Here is a 20,724-nt window from a genome sequence, read left to right as displayed (position 1 = left end):
CCGCAAAGAAGTGTTTAAAAAACTTTTCTTAAGAGTACATCCAGAAATAGTTAAAACTCTATTACTTAATAACCTGCTTAACAGTCATATTTTGACCTTGTCGAATCTGGACAAAATAAATCCCTGATTGTAATTGTGTAAAATCTAACTTTACCATATCGGTATCGTTTTGGACTTGCTTTTCATAAAATATTTTTCCAGAAAAATCTGTTACCTTAACACTAGCATGTTTAAGGCTTGAATTTGTATTTAATGTCAAATCATTAACAACTGGATTAGGAGAAACAGTTACTTTTAATGCAGTATTCTCTATTTGTTGACTCTTAACTGGTGCAACTGGTTCTGCACCCCATATTAATCCACCGCTACGATATAATGTGATTTTATCATGTGTTGTATACGATGTTTTTGAACTATCATAAGAGTAATCATTTGTTTCGTCAAATCCACTCCAGTTTGCTTTTGCAAATCTTGTTTGAATATCTCCCGAATTCGTTAATCCAGCTATAGTACCTGCAGTTGCATCAAAAGAGATTTCCAAATAATCTACTCCGTTGGCTTCTCCAAATACACCTTTGACATTACTAGTTCCTAATTGTGCCCAATCACACCAAAAATTTAGGTCTTTATTTTCTTCTGAAGTAAACCAGTATCTTATTGTAAGATCACTATAGGCAACAGCTGTATTTCCATCATTTACTATTTTTAAATGTGGATTAATCATATTATCAGACGAGTTTCCATTACCTCCATCTCTATATTCTACTGAAATATCTGAAACTGGAAGTACATCTTGCACTTGAATTGTTATGGTATCAGTATCCACTCCACCTAGACCATTATCAACTTGTAGTATTACCGTATAGGATCCAATAGCAGTAAACGTATGAATTATGGTTTGTCCTGTACCCGATGTTCCATCACCAAAATCCCATGAATAACTTAAAGTATTATTTGACGGATCAACAGAACCAGAAGCATCAAAAGAAACTTCTAAAGGCACAGTTCCAGAAGTTACATTTGCAGCAATATTAGCAACAGGATTTCCGTCACTTATTATAATTGTTTTAGTACTACTATCTTCTAATTTTCCATCGCTTACTGTGAGTTTTACTTCAAACTCTCCGACTGTAGTAAACTCATAAGAAGTAGTAACTCCAGTTGCCGTATCGCCATTTCCAAAATCCCATGCATATGTTAATGGATCATTATTTGCATCTGTAGATGTAGAAGCATCAAAGGTTATTAAAACTGGTGCAACTCCACTACCTTGACTACTTGTAAAGGCTGCTACAGGAGCAATATTGGGATCATTAACTGAAATCGTAATTGTTTCTGTATCAGAATTTCCATTACCATCATTTACGGTTAATGTTACTACTTTATCACCAAAATCGGTAAATTCATAGGTAGTTGTAACTCCTGCAGCCGTATCACCATTTCCAAAATCCCAAGTATAGGTCAATGCATCTCCATTAGGGTCTGTTGATCCCGAGGCATCAAATGTAACCGATAAAGGCCCATTTCCTGATGTAGTTGACGCTGTAATAGCTGCGGTCGGCGTATCGACGGTTGTACCAGGTTCGATACCGCTAATTAACTTTCCGTTAAGATATAATCCTATTTTTTCCCACTGAGCAAATTCTTTCTTAGTACTATCATAGGAATAATCATTGGCTTGATTTGTTTCAGAATACCTACTATTTGCAATTTTAGCTTCTACTCTACCAGATCCTGCGTTTCTTCCTAATATTCCTGTTGCAGGATCAAAAGTAACTTCAAGGTAATATGAATTACCTTCAACCTGTACAAACTTTCCTTTTACATTACTATTTCCTACTACTGCATAATCTGTAGAAAAAGTTAGTGGTAAATCTTCTTCGGTTTCGAACCAATAACGAACACTAATATCTGAGTAAGAAACTCCTTGTGATGAGTTATTAAATATTCTAAAGTGTGGTTTTATAACATTACTTAAAACAGCTGTAGAAGCATCTTTATATTCTAATGTTAATACACCTTCTCCTCCAATTTGAATATTTCGTGGTGTTGATGTTTTTTTAACAGGATTAATTCCTGTACCAGTAGCGATAGAAGTTATTGTATACTGCCCATCAGGAAGTCCTTTGAGATCAAGTTCATAAGGAGCGATAGCATCTTCTCCTACTAAAACACCATTACTAAAAAACTCTACTTTAGCTACATTTCTATCTTCATTAATTAGATTAGCTTCGATATGTACATCACTTCCTGAAACGTATTTATCACCAGATTTTGGAGACATCAAGGAAAGATAGATAGCCTCACCTCCCGACATTTCGTCCATTTTAAGAGCATGTTCTTTATATATACCTACTTCAGTATCTCCTTCAAAAACTCCAAATTTGTCTCGTGGTGTTTTATTATCAGGAAACCACCAGAAGGCACTTGCCCCAATTTTTTCTTCTTCTATGAAACGATACATTTCTTCCCACCACTCAAAACGTTCTTGTATTTCTACATTAAATTCTCCTATATACAATGGTTTTTTGATGATGTTATGAGATTCGTCTGCCCATTGTGCCATAAGTTTCATGGTTTGTTCTAAGGTAAAATTTGACCAGCTTTCTCTTATGTAAGGGTGAGCAGATGTAAAATCTATAAATGGAGATTGATGAATTTTAATAAAATCATTTCCTTCATCTCCACCAAAACCATATTTTGCACCATGTGCTTCTAAACCTGTTCCTAAAAGATGTTTTGAATCAATGGATTTAATAAATTCTCCCATATCATCTACCCACGCTCTTAAAGTATCAGAAGTTAGATCATCTCCAAAACCTTGGTATCGTGGCTCGTTCATTAACTCCCATGCTAAGATTGTTGGGTCATTTCTATATTCTACTCCATCATAATGATTAACACGAGTAATAAAATATTTTACATAATCTTTAAATCCTTGTACTGCAGATGCATTTGTAAAAAACTGCCCTTGATCATGTGTCCCTGCACCAGCAACATCGATACCTTCCCATTTAAGCCGATCTTTGATTCCTCCATAATCGTTCCAGTAGTTTTCTAGGGCTACAATTAATTTAATACCATTTGCTTCGGCAGATTTTACTACATAATCAAATAGAGCAAACTGCCCTTCACTATACACCCCTTTTTGTGGTTCGAAACCATGCCAATCTTCATGGCTGAATCCCCATAAACGAACTACTCTCACTCCGTTCACATATAATCTTCGCATATGCTCATCGATACGGTCTTTATCCATAAACTGAGTTTCAATATCTCCACTTGAAGATCCATAAGTAAAGAAATCGTATACATTTGTTCCAGAAAAATAGTATGGTCTACCATCTAGCATAAATTTTTCACCTTCGGTATATACAAACCCAGGAGTTTGAGCCTGTAGATAATAGCTTGCGCTCAATAAAAAGCAGCAATAAATAAGCAAGTTTTTAAGAATGTTTTTCATAATTGTGTAATTAAGTTAAGTCACTAATAATTTGTGTTTTAAGAAATTTTACTGATTTAATTAAGGTAGACTTATTTATATGCAGTTTCACCCATATAATGATATTGGTATGTATAAGAGGGGGGTAAGATTAACTGTCTTTGATCATATACAGAGGCACATAATATTTACTATTAAAACCTTTAATAAATTCAGTTATTGTTTATAAATTGAAGGGGAATACAGGCATATTTCCTATCAAAATAATACTATAAAGGTAATTTCAAAATCCTCTAAGTTGTAATACTATTTTATCATTTAATACACTTATTCTTAAAGTATTCTTCTTTAAAACCATTATATAAACCAGCAAAAACAGAAAGCAGTCAAGAATTTTAAAAAAAATAAAAATACTTGACTGCTAACCTATATAAATATGTTTGTGTTATTTAATAACTTGCTTGATTATAGTATTATTTCGTTTACGAATTTGCACAAAATAAATTCCACTTTCCAGAGTATTCATATTTATCTGTACTTGTTTTGAATTTGTTTGAATTATTTGAGTAGACAATACTTTTCCGGCAATATCAACAATATTAATAACAGTACCTCTAAAATCTTGTTCACCTACCAAGGTCAAATTATCTATAACAGGATTAGGAAAAGCTTTTATTGTTTTAGCATTATCAATAACTGCTTTTGTAACAACAGCTGTGGTTTGGCAATTCGGTGCATTACCATTATTACTGAAATACAGCGTAAAACCACTATTTGATACCAATACAAAGTTATCACCATCTACTGTAGCGCTATACACACCATCAAAATTTGCAATCCCTGTTCCTGAAAATGTTATCGCAGGTTGAGTTTCGTTAAAGTTTTGACTAGTTATACTTGCTGTTAAATCCAACCACCATGATGGATTACCATTGTTCGTATTCATAGATAACTGGTACAGTCCATTATTTGTTAAGTTCCAATTTATAGTAAAATTAGTCATATTACTCAAATCCGGTCCTCCTGTTCCTAAAACATGAACTTCGGTATAACTTAAGTTCTCTAGAGTTTGTAACGCTGAACTTTGAGGGGCTCCAAAACTACAGCTATCTGTACTTCCAGGATCCGTTATTGTAATAGTGCTTGTTGTACTATCTGTTGTTCCTACTGCATCTAAAACGCTTAATGTAACAGTATATACTCCAGCAACACTAAATTCATGAGAGGCATTTACTCCTGTAGCGGTAGTATTATCTCCAAAATCCCAAGAATATGAGGTAATACTACCTCCTGTACTTGTTGAAGCAGATGCATCAAAATTAATGATAGCAGGAGCAACTCCTGTACTTGCATCGGCAACAAAAATTGCCTCTGCAATAGGTGCATTTGGTTCATTTGCTGTAATTGTAACTACACTAGAAATATCAGAGTTTATACCATCACTAATAGTTAACGTAACCGCATAAGATCCAGATAATGAATATGTATGTGAAGGATTTGGCACATCACTTGTACTTCCATCTCCAAAGTCCCATGTATAGTTAATTGTACTTCCTACTGGAAATACTGATGATGAAGAATCAAAATCAACTACTAATGGAATTGTACCTGATACAGGTGTAGCAACAAAATTAGCCTCTACAGAAATTGCTGGCGACAGCACTTTAATTGTTGTAGTAGCTATATCTGTTTTACCATTACCATCGCTTACTGTTAAAGTAACAATTTGGTCTCCAACATCTTTAAACTCGTATGAAGTAGTTACTCCTACAGCTGTATCACCGTTTCCGAAATCCCAACTATAAGATAGTACATCACCGTCCGGATCAGTAGAACCTGAAGCATCAAAAGCAACTGCTAATGGCACCATACCCTGTGTGGTATTTGAAGTTATGTTTGCCGTTGGTTTACCGTTAGTATCTGTTGGGCCTCCTGATGGCTCTAATCCCCAAACTAAAACTCCTTTTCGATAAAGTGTTACTAAAACATGAGGGGTTAAAGCTCTTTTACCACCATCATAAGAGAAATCGTTACTTTGATCATGTGCTTGAAATCCTGAATGATGTAATCTAGTCTGAATCTCACCGGTTTTTCCGTTTGCTGCCAAACTTCCAGAAGAGGAGCCAAATCCAATCTCAAGATAATCATGCGTTCCTGTAGTATTAAAACTTCCTGTTGTACCAGTTACTGCAGAATAATCTGTGTTAAATACCATTGGTACATTATTGTCTGGAGTAAACCAATATCTAATTTTAAAATCTGCAAGATTAACAGCTTCTGTAGCCTCACTTACTATTTGAAATACCGGTTTTAACTCTACAGTGCCTGCTGAAGTGCTATTATCACGATATTCTAGACTAAAAGGTGTGTCTGGCAAATTACTAAATCTCTTATCTACCGTAACAGTAATTTCGGCAGGATCTCCAGTTACTGTTCCATCTGCTTTGGCTAACACTAATTTTATAGTATGTTTCCCTTCGGCAAGATCGGTAACAGGAATAGGTTTTATTTCAAAAACAGATCCTTGTTCAACACCATCGATAAAATATTTAACATGTTGTCCTCCCGGTGCAATATCCCATTTAAAGGTTGAAAATTCTATATCGAAACTGGTTCCTATTAAACCTCCATCTGTCGGAGATTGAATGATTGCGGTAGGATCTTTTGGCAACTGATCTTTTGTAACAATAACAGTAATTGTTTCTCCAAGATCGGTGAGTGAATTATCACTACGTTCCATTTGTAACGATAATTCATGTGGTCCTTCTGTTAAAACAGTAGGATCTGTAAGTACTCCACCACTACTAACAAGACCTCTATCTTGCCCATCAATTCTAAACCTAAGCTTATATTGTTGAGAAGGTATAGACCATCCTTCAGTTTTGAATCTAATCTCTAAAGGTGTATTAACTAATTCACCATCTAATGGAGATTCAAAGAACACATCAGGCAGGGGGCCTATGGGGACATTGGCATCCCCGCCATGAAGTGTCCATAATACTGCCGCATCAAACATGTTTAATCCATCATCGGTTAATAAATGCATGAATTGGTCTCTTAATGGGAAAGCTACTCTTCTTGAAGGTATATCAAGACTTGCTTCATATCCAAATAAAATTGGTTTTGTTCCTGCTTTGGCAACCACAATAGCATCTGCTGTTGGATTTCCAAAAGGAAGACTTTGCGTAATAGAATACAAGGCAGTGCTTGCCTTTGCTCCAGCCGCCATTGGATGTGTTGGATCAGAAACTGTAATAGTTGAAAACCCTTCTGTTGTAAATCCAAAACCTGTATTTAGCTCACCCGTTGTTAGTTTTAACTTACCATACATAAAAGGATTCCATGTCATCAAAGGTACTTTGGCAGCCTCAAGATCATTTCCTAATTCTCTAGGATCTACAGTGGAAGATATCAATGCCATATCGAACGGATTTGCAGACTGCGGACTTGTAGCTTCTTCATCAGAAAACAATGTTATCTCAAAACCTAATTTTTGCTCCAAACGGGATTTAATACGTTGGTCTTCTGAAGTTAAATTATTCTTATCACCTACAACAAACATTACCTCGATCGTATTTTTATATTTTATACTTACTTCTGGAGTTATAGAAGCTGTATTTCCATTGTTATAAAAAACCTTGGCGGTTATTGTATATGTTTTCCAAATAACTGGAGTCCATGTAGACTCAAAAGGTGCTGTAGTCACTTCTTCGACTAAAGCATTATCTACGTAATATTCAATTTTAGTAATACCCGTAATATTAGTATCTACGCTTAACTTAATAGGATCAGCCTTATCGATAGCGGTTCCATCTGAGGGAGATGCAATTTTTAGTGTTTGTTGTGTTGCCGGCGATACAGCTGATCCATCTATTTGTTTAAGGTAAGCTTCTAATTGCATCATTTGCGTAGCACTTAAGGTGGAAGTGGCGCCATGAGCATCATTGGTATTATATTTTGTAAATATTTCTGTTAGTGTTTTGGCAGAACCATTATGTAAATATGGTGCTGTTGCCCAAACATCTTTTAATGTAGGTACATCTAAGGCGATTAGTTTTTTACCTAATCGACCTCCGCTATTTGTTACGATGGTTCCTACATCATGCATTTTACCAGTTTTACTATCTGTAAATGCTTCACCACTATGACAAGAATTACATTTTAAATCCTCGAATAAAGATTTTCCTGCAACACCATCTGTAGTTAATGTTCCGTTAGGATTACGATAAGGGCTAGGATCAAATGTATTTAGTGATTCTATATAGGCTACTAAAGCGTCTAAATCTGCTGATTTTCCTTTTTTAGTATCGCCTAGAGATAACGCAGTTGTTCCTTTGTTAAAATCGGCATCACTCATAAACCCTTGACCATTAAAATGGAATCGAATATCATTTTCAAAATCCTGAATTTCATCAAAGTTTGCACTCCAGTGTACTCTACCATGTTCAGTTCCTGCTCTACCAACTAAAGAGATTGTATTTCTTAATCCTTCTCCTCTATCTGTAAAATCCCAGGTACGACCATCTTGCGTACCATCACTATGGCAACTTACACAACTTACATATCCATCGGTTCCCATTCTTAAATCTGCAGCATCGTAGAAAATTTGTTTTCCTTTTAACACAACAGGAGAAAGGGTTTCGGTAGTAACTGTATTTATTGTTGATAATTCTTTAAGGGTATTACTTCCGTTTTTGATCATATCAGATGCGTCAAATACAGAAACAGTACGGTCCATAAAGTTTTTTACAAAAACACGATTTGTTGTTGGATCAATTGCCAATCCTTGCGGTGCTTTTCCAACATCTTTCTTTAATAATTCTAATCCTCTTTTTGGATCTATAACAACTATTCTGTTATTACCTTGCATGGTCACAAAAAGGTAGTTACCTGTTGGTGTATAAAGTGCTGAAGAAGGTTGTCCGTGATTATCAATATCTAATCTCTTAGTAAGTTCTTCTTTACTCGTACTTAGGTTTATAGGAGAAATCGCTGTACGTACAACGTTATCAAAAACTAAAGGTTTTCCGTCTCTTGCTAGCCCACGTAGAATATTATCTTTTTTACCTACTGACCAAGCCGATGTATTATCCGGATGAATAGTTATACCTGCAATATAATTAGGTAATCCTCTACCTTCATTTCCATTATCTACAGTAAAATCATCTATTGCTAATGCGATTGTATTTTTTAATGTAAAAGTATTTAGGTTCACTTCCCAAACTTCTCCTGCAGCGTCTTCAGAAATAAATCGAGTCACCAACAATTTTTCTCCATCGCTTGTAATAGCCAATGCTCTTGGAGTAGCACCTATATCTAGAGATGCTTTTATTGTATTTGTTGAAGGGGCTAGTTCTATGATTTTTCCTGATCCAAAAGCAGATACAAATCCACGACTACCGTCTGGTGTGAAAACGATACCATAAGGGTGTGATCCTTTTGGTAAAGCTATTTTTGACACTAAAGTTCCATCTGTATTTAATACATATACCTCATCAGAATCTCTACAAGAAATCCATGCTTTACCTGTATTATCTAATGCAACATTTACAGGATCTTGTCCTACTGTTACTTCTTTGATAACTTTTAAATTATCGGCGTTTATAAGAGTAACCGTATTATTATCTGGATTTACAGACCAAGTAATTCTATTTGTAGCATCTACTGCTATAGGTCCCGACTGGGTAGGTAGGGTTGAAGCAGTTCCAGATACTACAACAATAGATTGAGAACCTACAACAAAGCCCCCATTATTATCTGAAACTTGAACCTGAACAAGATAATTACCAGCTTCAGTATAGGTATGTGAAGCTGTTTTACCGATCCATGCTGTTTTTGGCGAACCATCGCCAAAGTCCCATCTATATGTAAGTGTATTTCCGTCTGCATCTGTCGCATTTGCTGTAAAATCCACAGCAGTATTTATGGCTACAGGAGAAGGGATATTTAAATCTATTCCTGCAATTTCAGGAGCTTGATTAGTTGTATCTCCTCCTGTGGTAAAATAGAAAATATACTCTTCCATCCCATTACCAACAGCATCTTTGATTCCTCCTTCAACAAATTTTACTTCATAAGTTGTATTTGGAAGTAATTCTTCTTTAGGAGCATAATTAACTACTTGATATGAGGTTGTAGTTACATCACCTTTTATAGGTGCTCCTCCTAAAGGGCTTACTTGTATTGTTTGATCGTTTAAGGTAAGATCATCTAATGTTTCATTTATAACAAAACCTAATGTTGTTGCTTGCGGCTGGTTTATAGCACCCGCAACCGGAAAATGATGTCCTACTGTTGGTGGTTTAATATCCAGTCCGTCTTGATGGGCAAAAATAGAAGTCTTATCATCTCCACTTGCTACAAGAATATGCCCAATAGGCATCCATTGGTTATCTATAAATTGAAGTGTTTCATCGCTAGATGGAGGGAAAAATTCTTGTTCAACCTCCATTTTTTCAAAGTTGAATTTTACGCCTCTATCAAATCTTCCTGAGAATCCGTACTCATCCTGAAAAATCATATAACGCCCTAGAGTTATTTGATCAGAATGTAAACTGAATCCTCTTTTAACATTTGTTGGGTCACTAATATCAAAACCTACTAATGCATCTGGTCCTTGGTTACCGCTCATAAAGACCAAGTAATTTCTCCATAATTGGATTCCTGTACTGTACTGTTCATGTGGGATATCACCACCAAAAGAACCTAGAAATTTAATATTTTTAGGATCTCCAAAATCAAACACACTAATATCTCCTGTTTGGGGAGCATAAAACACATAGTTTCCTACACGAACTACAACATCGGGTAAAGAAACTGTTGCAGGAATGTCATCTACTTGCGCTCCTGTTCTCATATCGAAAACTCGACTACCATCTATGGTATGCGGAAACGTTTCTAGGTTATCATAATTTGATTGGCCATCTTTTACAGTATATAATATATCTGAAGATGTTACCGGTTTTCTGTTCAACATATCAGAAAGATCCAGATATTTATAGCCTGTACCTTCTACTTCTGGCACAGAATACTCTCTATAAAATAAATCTCCTTCTAATTTCCACCATCTGTGACCATTATTTGCAGCGTCACTAAACTGTATTCTTTTTGGTGCTGTTGGATTAGATACATCCCAGACACCTGTTCCTGCCTGACCACTCATAAATAAATAATTACGGTGGTAGGTATTAATTCTGTCTCCTTCCGGAAAATTGGCTAAAAATGTTCCTGCCGGCCAGGTTTGCGTAGTCATTTTGGGACCTGCCGTGCCATCATATACTTGTCTAAACGACTTAATAGCAACACCTAGTGTAACTAATAATACAATAACGCAAAGCTTGCGAATATTGTTTTTTACAAAGGTGAAAGCCCAACTTTTTGTAGTATGCTTTTTTGATTTCATAAGTAAGCGATAAGTTTGTGTAGAATTGGTTATAGGGTTTAGTTTTTTTCTTATTCAGAAAAAGTTCATATCTCACTCAAATCATTTTTTAAAAGAAGGAAGCTATTTAAAGCCCCATAGCTTCCTTCAGATATGTCTAAATGGTTTTAAGAATACATTTACATCTTAGCTATTTTCATAGTTTGTATGTTTCCTTTCAAACTGTTAAACTGTACAAAATAAATTCCTATCGGAAGATCTGATGTATTAAGTTCTATTTCTTTCACTTTTGATTGTACTTGCATTGTTTTCATTACTTTACCAGCAATATTGACAATATTTACAGCAGTACCGTCTAAGAAATCATTACCTCTTATCACTAATTTATCCTGAACAGGGTTTGTAAGTGCTTTCACGGTTAATCCTTCTACTATTTGACCTTTAGGAGCATCTTCACAAACAGGAGCTGTTGCACTATTACTGAAATAAATAGTGAAACCACCACCTATTGAAACTAATGCAAAATTATCTCCATCTTGAGTAGCATAATATGATCCATCAAGATTAGAGAATCCAGTTCCAGAAAGTGTAATAGAAGGTTGTGCAGCATTAAAATTCTGAGTAGTGATATTACTTAACAAATTAACCCACCAGCTTGGTGCTCCATTATTTGTATTCATAGACAATTGCCATAATCCATTATTAGCAAGATCCCAATTAATTGTAAAATTGGTTACATTACTAAGATCAGGACCACCAGTTCCTAAAACATGAACATCATTATAAGATACATTACCAATTGTTGGTAATGCATTAGCCAAAGGAGCTCCAAAAGAACAATCTCCTCCTGATGATACAGGAATTCTGATTACCTCTATACTATTAGAAAGATCAAAATCACCGTTTAATGCTGAGATCAAAGCATCTGCAGCAAGCCCTGTGATAGCTCCGTTATAGGTTACATTATAAATAAAGCAACTTCCTACTCCAGCTCCATCAAAATCAACAGCTTCTGGTGTTGGTGGCAATCCAAGAATTTTACCTTGTGCATCAGTAACGATCCACTGATTTGTTTCTCCTACTGTACCTGTTAAAGTAACTCCAGAAACATTATCTGCAATACCATCACCAACTGTAAATGTGAAAGGTCCACCTGCAATGACTCCTCCATTAACTGTAGTGCCTTGCTCTTCTCTAGTTACTACAATAGAATTTGTTGATACTGAAAAACTACCATCTGAAAGGTCTGTTGCTGTTACATTTTTACCAATAACATTAAGAGTTCCTGTGTATGATAATCCATATACTTTACATATCCCTACAGAAACACCTTCAAAATCATGTGATGTTGTTTCTGTTGTCAAAACCTTTCCAGCTTCGTCTGTAATTAAATAAATATAATTAGCAGTTGCTGCACTTGTATTTGTAAATACGATTACATCGGCAATACCATCTCCTGTTATAGTTGTTACGGCAGTTAATCCACCATCTGTAGCCACTGTACCTCCATCTGTTACTACTACAGCATTTCTTACTACTTCAATTCTATTAGAAAGATCAAAAGTTCCTGATAATCCTGAAATATTTTGATTAGCAGCAAGACCGCTTATCGTACCATTATAGGTTACATTATAAATAAAACAACTTCCTACTCCAGCTCCATCAAAATCTACATCTTCTGGTCTAGCTGGTAAGCCAAGTATTTTACCTTGTGCATCTGTAACAATCCATTGATTTGTGTCTCCAACTGTACCTGTAATAGTTACTCCTGAAACATTATCTGCAATACCATCACCTACTGTAAAAACAAAAGGTCCTCCGGCAATTGTTCCTCCATTTACTGTTGGGTTAGATCCACCTACTACATTTGGGATTAAAGGCGCAAAATGTGTTTTCAACACATCTAATTTCCATTGGTTTACTGATGTCCAGTCATCTTGTAAAATTCCTCCTGTATCGCCAGAGTTAGGATTCATACTCCAAAATGTCCAAGAATAGATATCTCCCATAAAGTCTGTAAACTCTGTAAACCATGTGTAGGCGATACCTCCAAATGCATCCTGTTCTTTTATACCAAACTCTCCCACAAATAGTGGCGAAGTTTCTTCTTCGTATAAGTAATGATAGTTATCTTTCCATATTTGTGGCATATTTTGAGGAAAATCTGCAGCTGTAAACCAATCTTGTTGCGCTACTTCTGGTCCATATTCGTGAGCAGAATACATTAATTTACTTGGGTCAGATAATTGAATTGGGTATTTTCTCGCACCCATAAGTTGTCCACCCCACCAATATGAATTTCCTTCAAACTCTCCTACACCTTCTATGATGATTAAAACATTAGGATTTGCCTTTAAAACAGCATTTCCACAACGTTCTGCGGCTTTGTTCCAGTCTGTTGCCGGATTACTATTTCCCCAAGAAGAACCATGAGGCTCATTATTTAAATCCATTGCTACTACAGCAGAATAATCTTTGTAACGATCAGCAATAAAAACCCAATCTTTAATCCATCTTTCTTCTGAATATTCTGGTGTATACCAAACTTCTTCATTCAAAAAACCATCTGCAGCTCTAGAATGGTTATCAAGAACGATTTTCATATCATTTTCTTGACACCATTTTACAAAAATGTCCATTAATTCAATAGGTTTGGTCACTTTTGTCTCTTCTTCATTCATAGGAGATATTCCTGTATAAGGATCTGTACCATATGAATTAATTGCAATTGTTGATCCTGGATTAAGCATTTCATTGGCCCAAGGCACTCTTATGGTATTAAAACCAAGATCTTTGATCTGTTGTAATACACTTTTCATATCACGAGACCAAATCCCATGAGGAAAATAATTTTGGGTTTCAAAACCAAACCAATTTACTCCTGTTAATCGAACTTCTTTACCTTGAACGTCATATAACTTATTACCTTTTACGGTCAAGAAATTTTGCTGCTGTGCTGATATTTTTGATATCAGTCCAACTGCAAATATCACTACCAATAAAGCTAGTGACTGTTTTATATTTAAAATAGTGTTTTTCATTTCATTAGATTTTAGCAAAAAATTAAAAGAGAGAGGTTGTACAACCTCTCTCATATTTAATTAAACTAGTTTTCAATTATTAGTTTGCTTGAATTTCTTTTGTTAGAAATAACATCAAAAGTATTTACAATATACATTCCAGGAGCTAATCCAGTTACATCCACACGAGTTTGTCTTTCTACGTTGTCTATGTTCTGAACTTTAACTTTATTTCCTAAAAGGTTATATATTTCTACTTGAATTTTAGCACTCTGAGCACTATTTTTAGCTTCATTACTATTAACAGAAATTGTTACAAAGTTTTTAGCAGGGTTTGGACTCATCTTTACATCAAAAGTTGTTTTTGACGGAGCCGAAGGTGTCTTCGCATTATCTCCAAAGAAGAAACCGTATTCTGCATTTGCTAGAGCAACTTCCATTTGTGCCCAAGTTCTGTGGTAACGTTGTGTAAAATCAGTACCAGCATCATAAGCAGTTTTTAGTCTAGCATAATCTGGATCATTTTTTAATCCTGATCTAATATCTAAGAAAGATACTCCTGGCTTGATATCATCACCATTAGCCATTTTACCAGTAAATCCTGCAGGGATATGTACTTCTTCTTCAAAGATTCTTTTGTAGTCTCCTCTACTTTCAGGAGCAGAAACTCCTTTATCATCTCTATACGTCACCCACATTCTATCTAATACTTCTTTAGCTAAATCACGAGACTCAGCATCTACAGTACCGTACTTTTTAGTAGCTGCCGCATAATAGATAAGTGCTTTTGCCATAGAAGCTGCAACACCAAGATCTTGGCTATAACTTACAACTTTAACGCTAAGACCACTATTACTTCCTGGGCTTGCTGCATTCCAAGTATCTGGCTCACCAGTCCACTCTAGAGTAGCAGGGATTTCAAAATCATCGTTTCCGATAAGTTTTACTTCACTTTTTACCCAAGTAGCCCATTTATCCATTAGATTTTTAGCCATAGGGTCATTAGAAATATAGTAGTATTCTGCTACTCTTTCCATAGACCAAGCTTGCCATCCAAACCAAGTTCCACTTCCTGGATCGTGATATACAGGATCTTTATCGTACGCCATATCATAGAATGTAGATTTACCTGCAGGGTATGCACTGTAGTCTCCATTCCAACTGTTGGTAGCACCACCAGCGATAGCACCTTCTTTAGACTGTAACCAAGTATAGAATTCCATTTGTCTTTTAAGACTCTCGTTCCAATCTCTTGTACCATTTTGAGATTTCGGTTTTAGTTCATCTACCTGTGTTAATGCATATGCAGCAACAGGGTTTTGATATCCGAAATGACAGTGACTTGAACTGATTCTAAATGCCCATTGAGAAGCTGGATCTGCTGATCCTCCCCAAGACATATACCAAGACATTAAGTAATGAGCACTATCATATCCAGTACCTGCTCCAGTCGTAGCACTTTGTACTCCAAGAGGCTTAAAGTACTTATCAAACATAGAAAGTCTTAAGAAATCTCCCATTTTGGTAGCTTTATCTAAATCTAAACTTCCTAAACTAGCACCTTGCTCTTTAGCATATTCTTGAGCCCAGTACATTGCTTGTACCGCTCTTGCATCTGCATCAGGAGCACTTGTATATCTCCATTGCTTTGCATAACTCTGATCTTCAATAAAAATTGGTAAGAATCCATTTGTTCCTCCCCAGTTAAATGCTTCCCAAGATGGATGAGGTACAGTTTCATATACCGACTCTTGTTCTCCTCTTTGGAAAGTATTGATATAAGAAGGTGTACTTACACCATCACCTCTGTTACCATATCCATAAAAGTTATCATTATCTAATAACCAGTGCATCTGGTAAATATCAGCGCCGTATGTTGATGTTAAATCCGAAGAAACCGGATCTACACCTACAGGAGCACTAAAATTAAGTGGTGCAGGATAGTTACTTGGTAATGGGAACTCACTTGCATAAGCTGCTGGTGAAGAAGGGTTGTATGCCGCATTAGTTGGCTGATCTGCTGTTGTAGGAATGATAAATTGCTCTATCTTATTCCAAACATCATTTACAGGCTTCCAATCTTTGGTAATTCTACCATTCATAACCTCTAACCATAACCAATATGAATACAATTCACTTGTAGACTCATGACCATGATCTGGAGCCTCAACAATTAAAGATTCTATTGAGTGATGTGGAGATCCATCTGCACTAAAATAACCATTTGCAGGGTCATAGATCTCATTCCTCATTTCAGTAAAACGATCAATATATATATTATCTCCTGTTGGTGGATCTATTATAATATCACCATCAGTTACTTTGATTGTGATTTTTGCTTGATCTTCTCCTCCGTTTCCATCTGCTACTGTTAATGTAGCTGTATAATCTCCTTTAGTAGAATACGTATGTTCTGCTGTTACTCCAGTTGCAGTGTTTGTGTCACCGAAATCCCAGCTATACGATAATGCATCTCCATCAGCATCTGTAGAAGCAGAAGCATCAAAAGTAACTAGTAATGGTAATTCTCCTGTAACTGGTGTTGCAGAAAGACTAGCAACTGGTGCATTATTGGTTGGATTACTTCCACCACAATCAGGTGCTGTAGCAGATGTACTAAAGTAAATAGTAAATCCTCCTGTTTTTGAAACTAACACGAAATTACCAGCATCTTCTGTTGCCCAATATTCACCATCTAATCCTGTAAATCCAGAACCTGCAATTGTAATCGCCGGCTGTGCTGCATTAAACGTTTGAGTTACTTTTGGTAAGAAATCATTATACCAATCTGGAGTACCATTGTTGGTATTCATAGAAAATTGATATAATCCATTATTTGAAAGATCCCAATTGATTGTTAAATTAGTAACATTATCAAGATTTGGACCTCCTGTACCTAGAACAAATATATTCTCATACTTTGAATTAAGTGCTGGTAATGCATTAGCCAACGGAGCTCCAAAAGTACAATCTCCTCCTGTCGAAACTGGGTTTCTTACTACTTCAATACTATTTGAAAGATCAAAATCTCCTGATAAGCCTGAAATTAATGCATCTGCAGTAAGACCTGTAATTGATCCGTTATATGTTACATTATAAATAAAGCAACTTCCTACTCCAGCTCCATCAAAATCAACTACTTCTGGAGAAGCTGGTAATCCTAAAATCTTACCTGCTGCATCAGTTACTATCCACTGATTTGTATCTCCTACGGTACCTGTTAATGTTACTCCTGAAACGTTATCTGCGATACCATCTCCAACTGTAAACGTAAAAGGACCTCCTGCAAGTACTCCTCCATCAACTGTTGGATTTGTTACTACTGGGTTTCTTACAACTTCTATACTGTTTGAAAGATCAAAATCTCCTGATAAGCCTGAAATTAATGCATCTGCAGTAAGACCTGTAATTGATCCGTTATATGTTACATTATAAATAAAGCAACTTCCTACTCCAGCTCCATCAAAATCAACTACTTCTGGAGAAGCTGGTAATCCTAAAATCTTACCTGCTGCATCAGTTACTATCCACTGATTTGTATCTCCTACCGTATCTGTTAATGTTATTCCTGAAACGTTATCTGCGATACCATCTCCAACTGTAAACGTAAAAGGACCTCCTGCAAGTACTCCTCCATTAACTGTAGGGTTTGGTGTAGTTGTTCCGCAATCTGGTGCTGTAGCTGATCCACTGAAATATAAAGTAAACCCTCCTGTTTTTGAAACCAATACAAAATTACCAGCATCTATTGTTGCCCAATATTCACCATCTAATCCTGTAAACCCAGAACCTGTAATTGTAATTGATGGTTCTGCAGCATTAAAGTTTTGTGTAACTTTTGGTAAGAAATCAACATAATAAGAAGGATTACCATCTGTTGTATTCATTGAAAATTGGTATAATCCATTATTAGAAAGATCCCAATTGATTGTAAAATTAGTAACGTTATCAAGATTTGGTCCATTCTCTCCTAAAACAAAGATATTTTCAAATGCACTATTAACAGCTGGCAGAGCATCTGCTGTTGGTGTTCCAAAAGCACAACTTACACTACCATCGGTTACATTAATTGTTTTAGTTTCAACAGCTGTATCACCAGCTGCATTTGTAACTGTAAGTGTTACTGTAAATTGCCCCACTGTTGTAAAAATAGTAGAAGCAACTGCAGTAGCAGCTGTCTCACCATTACCAAAATCCCAAGCATACGTAAGAGTTCCTCCTATTGGATCAACAGATCCAGAAGCATCAAAACTAACTGCTAATGGTGCTACTCCTGATTCTGCATCTGTTGTAAACGAAGCAACAGGACTACCATCGGTTACCTTAATAACTTGTGTAGATGTTCCTGTCTTACTACCATCGCTTACTGTTAAAGTAGCTGTATATTCTCCTATTAATGCATAGATATGATTGGCAGTAACTCCAACTCCGGTATTTCCATCTCCGAAATCCCAAGCGTATGTTAATGTATCTCCATTCTCATCTGTAGAAGTAGATGCATCAAAACTAACCGTTACAGGAGCAATACCTGCTGTTGGGGTAGCCGTAAAATTAGCAACTGGTGCTATATTTCCATCAGAAACTACAATATCCTTTGTCACTGCACTAGATACATTAGTACCATCACTTACAGTAAGTGTTACTGTATACGTTTTTATATCTGTAAAAGTAACTTTAGGTGTAACTAATGTTGATGTCTCTCCATTACCAAAATCCCAAGAATATGTGATCGCATCACCATTAGGATCTGAAGAAGCACTAGCATCAAAACTAACTTCTAATGGGGAAACTCCTGACTCTGGAGTAGCTGTAAATGAAGCTGTAGGTGTATCACCTCCATTTGGCTCTTTACCACCAGTAAGTACTCCATCTACATAGATAGGAATATTCTCAGAAATCTTCAGATTATTATTTAATCCTGTGTATGAAAAATCATTAGAAGCATCCCATGCTGCAACAGGTGCGTCATTAGGTAAAGAAACTCTTAGTTGAATTTCACTTCTATATTCTCCTTGCCCTCCTGGGAAAGGCATTTTATCTTTATCAACTTCTATTTCAGCATAGTAAATATTACTTCCTGCATCCCACACCTGTAAGTTTGGTGATGTTGTAGAACCTGCTCCACGAGCTATAAGGGTATAATCACTAGCGCTAAAACCAGCTGCAATCCCTTCAGAAATGTCAACAAAATAACGTGCAGTTAATTTATTTGCAACTCTTGCAGGCCAAGCAGAACGGTTATTTAACCAAATTGCAACCTCAGTAAATCGAGATTGGTCATTGTTAATTTTAGCTTCGTTGATAAATTCTATACCTGCTTTCTCAGGTTGTGGAAAGTTTGGTAGTGGTGTACCTCCAAATTCCATAACCATTCTTGCTAATACTCCCTGATAACAAGCATTATAATCGGTAGCAACTTCGTTCGCTTGGAAATCATCTCTATCTTCTACAAAAGCATCATTTGCAGCCATAGGACCTCCCATTAAAGCTCCCCACATTGTGTGTCTTGATTCTACTGGGTTAGCAGAACTTCTTGACCAACTTGCATGTTGACCTCTATGATGTGGTTTTGTTGGTGGATTTACACCAAAACCTGTAACTAAACTTCTATTATTAGGGTTATCACCTAATGCATATCTTACCTGAGATACAGCAAAATCATGATATTGCTGTTTTTTAGGTGTAGCCACATTATCACTATATATTAATGCGGTTAAAGAAGCATTCATTGCATGACGCAAAGATCCCCATTGTGTCAAGTGTGCTTGACCTCCTGGAGAGTAACTTACTCCTCCACCTTTTTGCCACCAGTCTAAATGACGTTCGGCATCTGCTTTGTACTTTTCTTTTCCAGTAATAATTGATAATAAAACCATATTACCATAAGACTTATCTTCCCAAACAAGACTCCATAAAAAATCTGGTTGTGCATATTCTGCTTCAGCCTTATCTAAATATTTCTGCTCTCCTGTTGCTTTATACAACCAAAGTGCACCCCAAGCTAATTCGTCTTGAAAATTACCCGAAGAATATGTTCCTGTAGCTGGAATCCCTCCATCTTCATTATATAATCCTCTATATTTATCTCCAAATTCATATAATTCTTTTGCATGTCTTAGCAATGTTGCACTATATGCAGGATCACTATCTTTAAAAATTATACTAGCTGAGGCTAATGCTGCTGCTGTTTCACAAGCAACTTCTGTTCCTGGCTTAGTAGTTGTTAATGCATAAGATTTACGTTGACCATACATTGGGTGTACATCAACCATTTCTGCCGGCATCCAAAAGTTATGATCTTGTGATTTACTATCGGCTACCTGAGCATAAAAAACATTAGGTGATGGGTGACATTTTATAAAATAATCTGTCACCCATTTAACGTTTCTTTTAAAGTGCTCTGTCTGCTGCGCAGCATCGTAACCATCTTTATATTCTAAAAATCCCCAGTTAAGTGCTGTGACAGAAAATGCCATTGGAAATCCAAATTTTACGTGATCTCCAGCATCATTCCATCCACCGGTAAGGTCAAGACCTACATCTTTTCCGTCATTGACTCCAGAATTCGATCGCCAACTAATTCTATTCCAATCTGGTAGAACACCTGACTGCTGAGTCTCATAAAATAATAGGGACTTTTGCAAGGCTTCTCCATAATTAAATTGTGCAGTCATCGTACTACACATCAAATACAATAATAATACTGTACCCGATCTAATAATGTTTTTCATAATCGTTCTAGTTTTATTTTAAAAGTTTGAGGGGGTTATATTTTTTTTGTTAATAATTGGTTTATATCATTAACATTAAGTGCAATAATCATTGTAGTTATTGCTTCTTTTTCATTCATTTTTTTCATATTTATAGGGTTTTAAGATTCA

4 protein-coding genes are annotated in these 20,724 nt (G+C 36.0%); all 4 read right to left on the bottom strand.

The genetic code is table 11. The annotated features are described in order from the left end of the window. Positions 1–61: 61 nt before the first annotated feature. Entirely contained in the window at positions 62–3,463 is a 3,402-nt protein-coding gene (locus D1816_RS19590; protein ID WP_118505116.1) for a PKD domain-containing protein, read from the bottom strand. Between the two features lie 424 nt (positions 3,464–3,887). Beyond that, positions 3,888–10,844: a PKD domain-containing protein gene (locus D1816_RS19585; RefSeq protein WP_118505114.1), complete on the bottom strand. Its 6,957-nt coding sequence runs from the start codon at positions 10,842–10,844 to the stop codon at positions 3,888–3,890. A gap of 158 nt (positions 10,845–11,002) precedes the next feature. Continuing rightward, on the bottom strand, positions 11,003–13,864 hold the full coding sequence (locus D1816_RS19580; RefSeq protein ID WP_082832465.1) for a cellulase family glycosylhydrolase: 2,862 nt from the start codon (positions 13,862–13,864) through the stop codon (positions 11,003–11,005). Between the two features lie 65 nt (positions 13,865–13,929). Next, complete coding sequence (locus D1816_RS26165; RefSeq protein WP_240338674.1) at positions 13,930–20,574, bottom strand: glycoside hydrolase family 48 protein; 6,645 nt, start codon at positions 20,572–20,574, stop codon at positions 13,930–13,932. Positions 20,575–20,724 lie beyond the last annotated feature (150 nt).

Origin of the sequence: Aquimarina sp. AD10 (assembly GCF_003443715.1) — a bacterium.
Taxonomy (GTDB): Bacteria; Bacteroidota; Bacteroidia; order Flavobacteriales; family Flavobacteriaceae; genus Aquimarina; species Aquimarina aggregata.
This window is presented reverse-complemented; position numbering and strand designations above follow the sequence as displayed.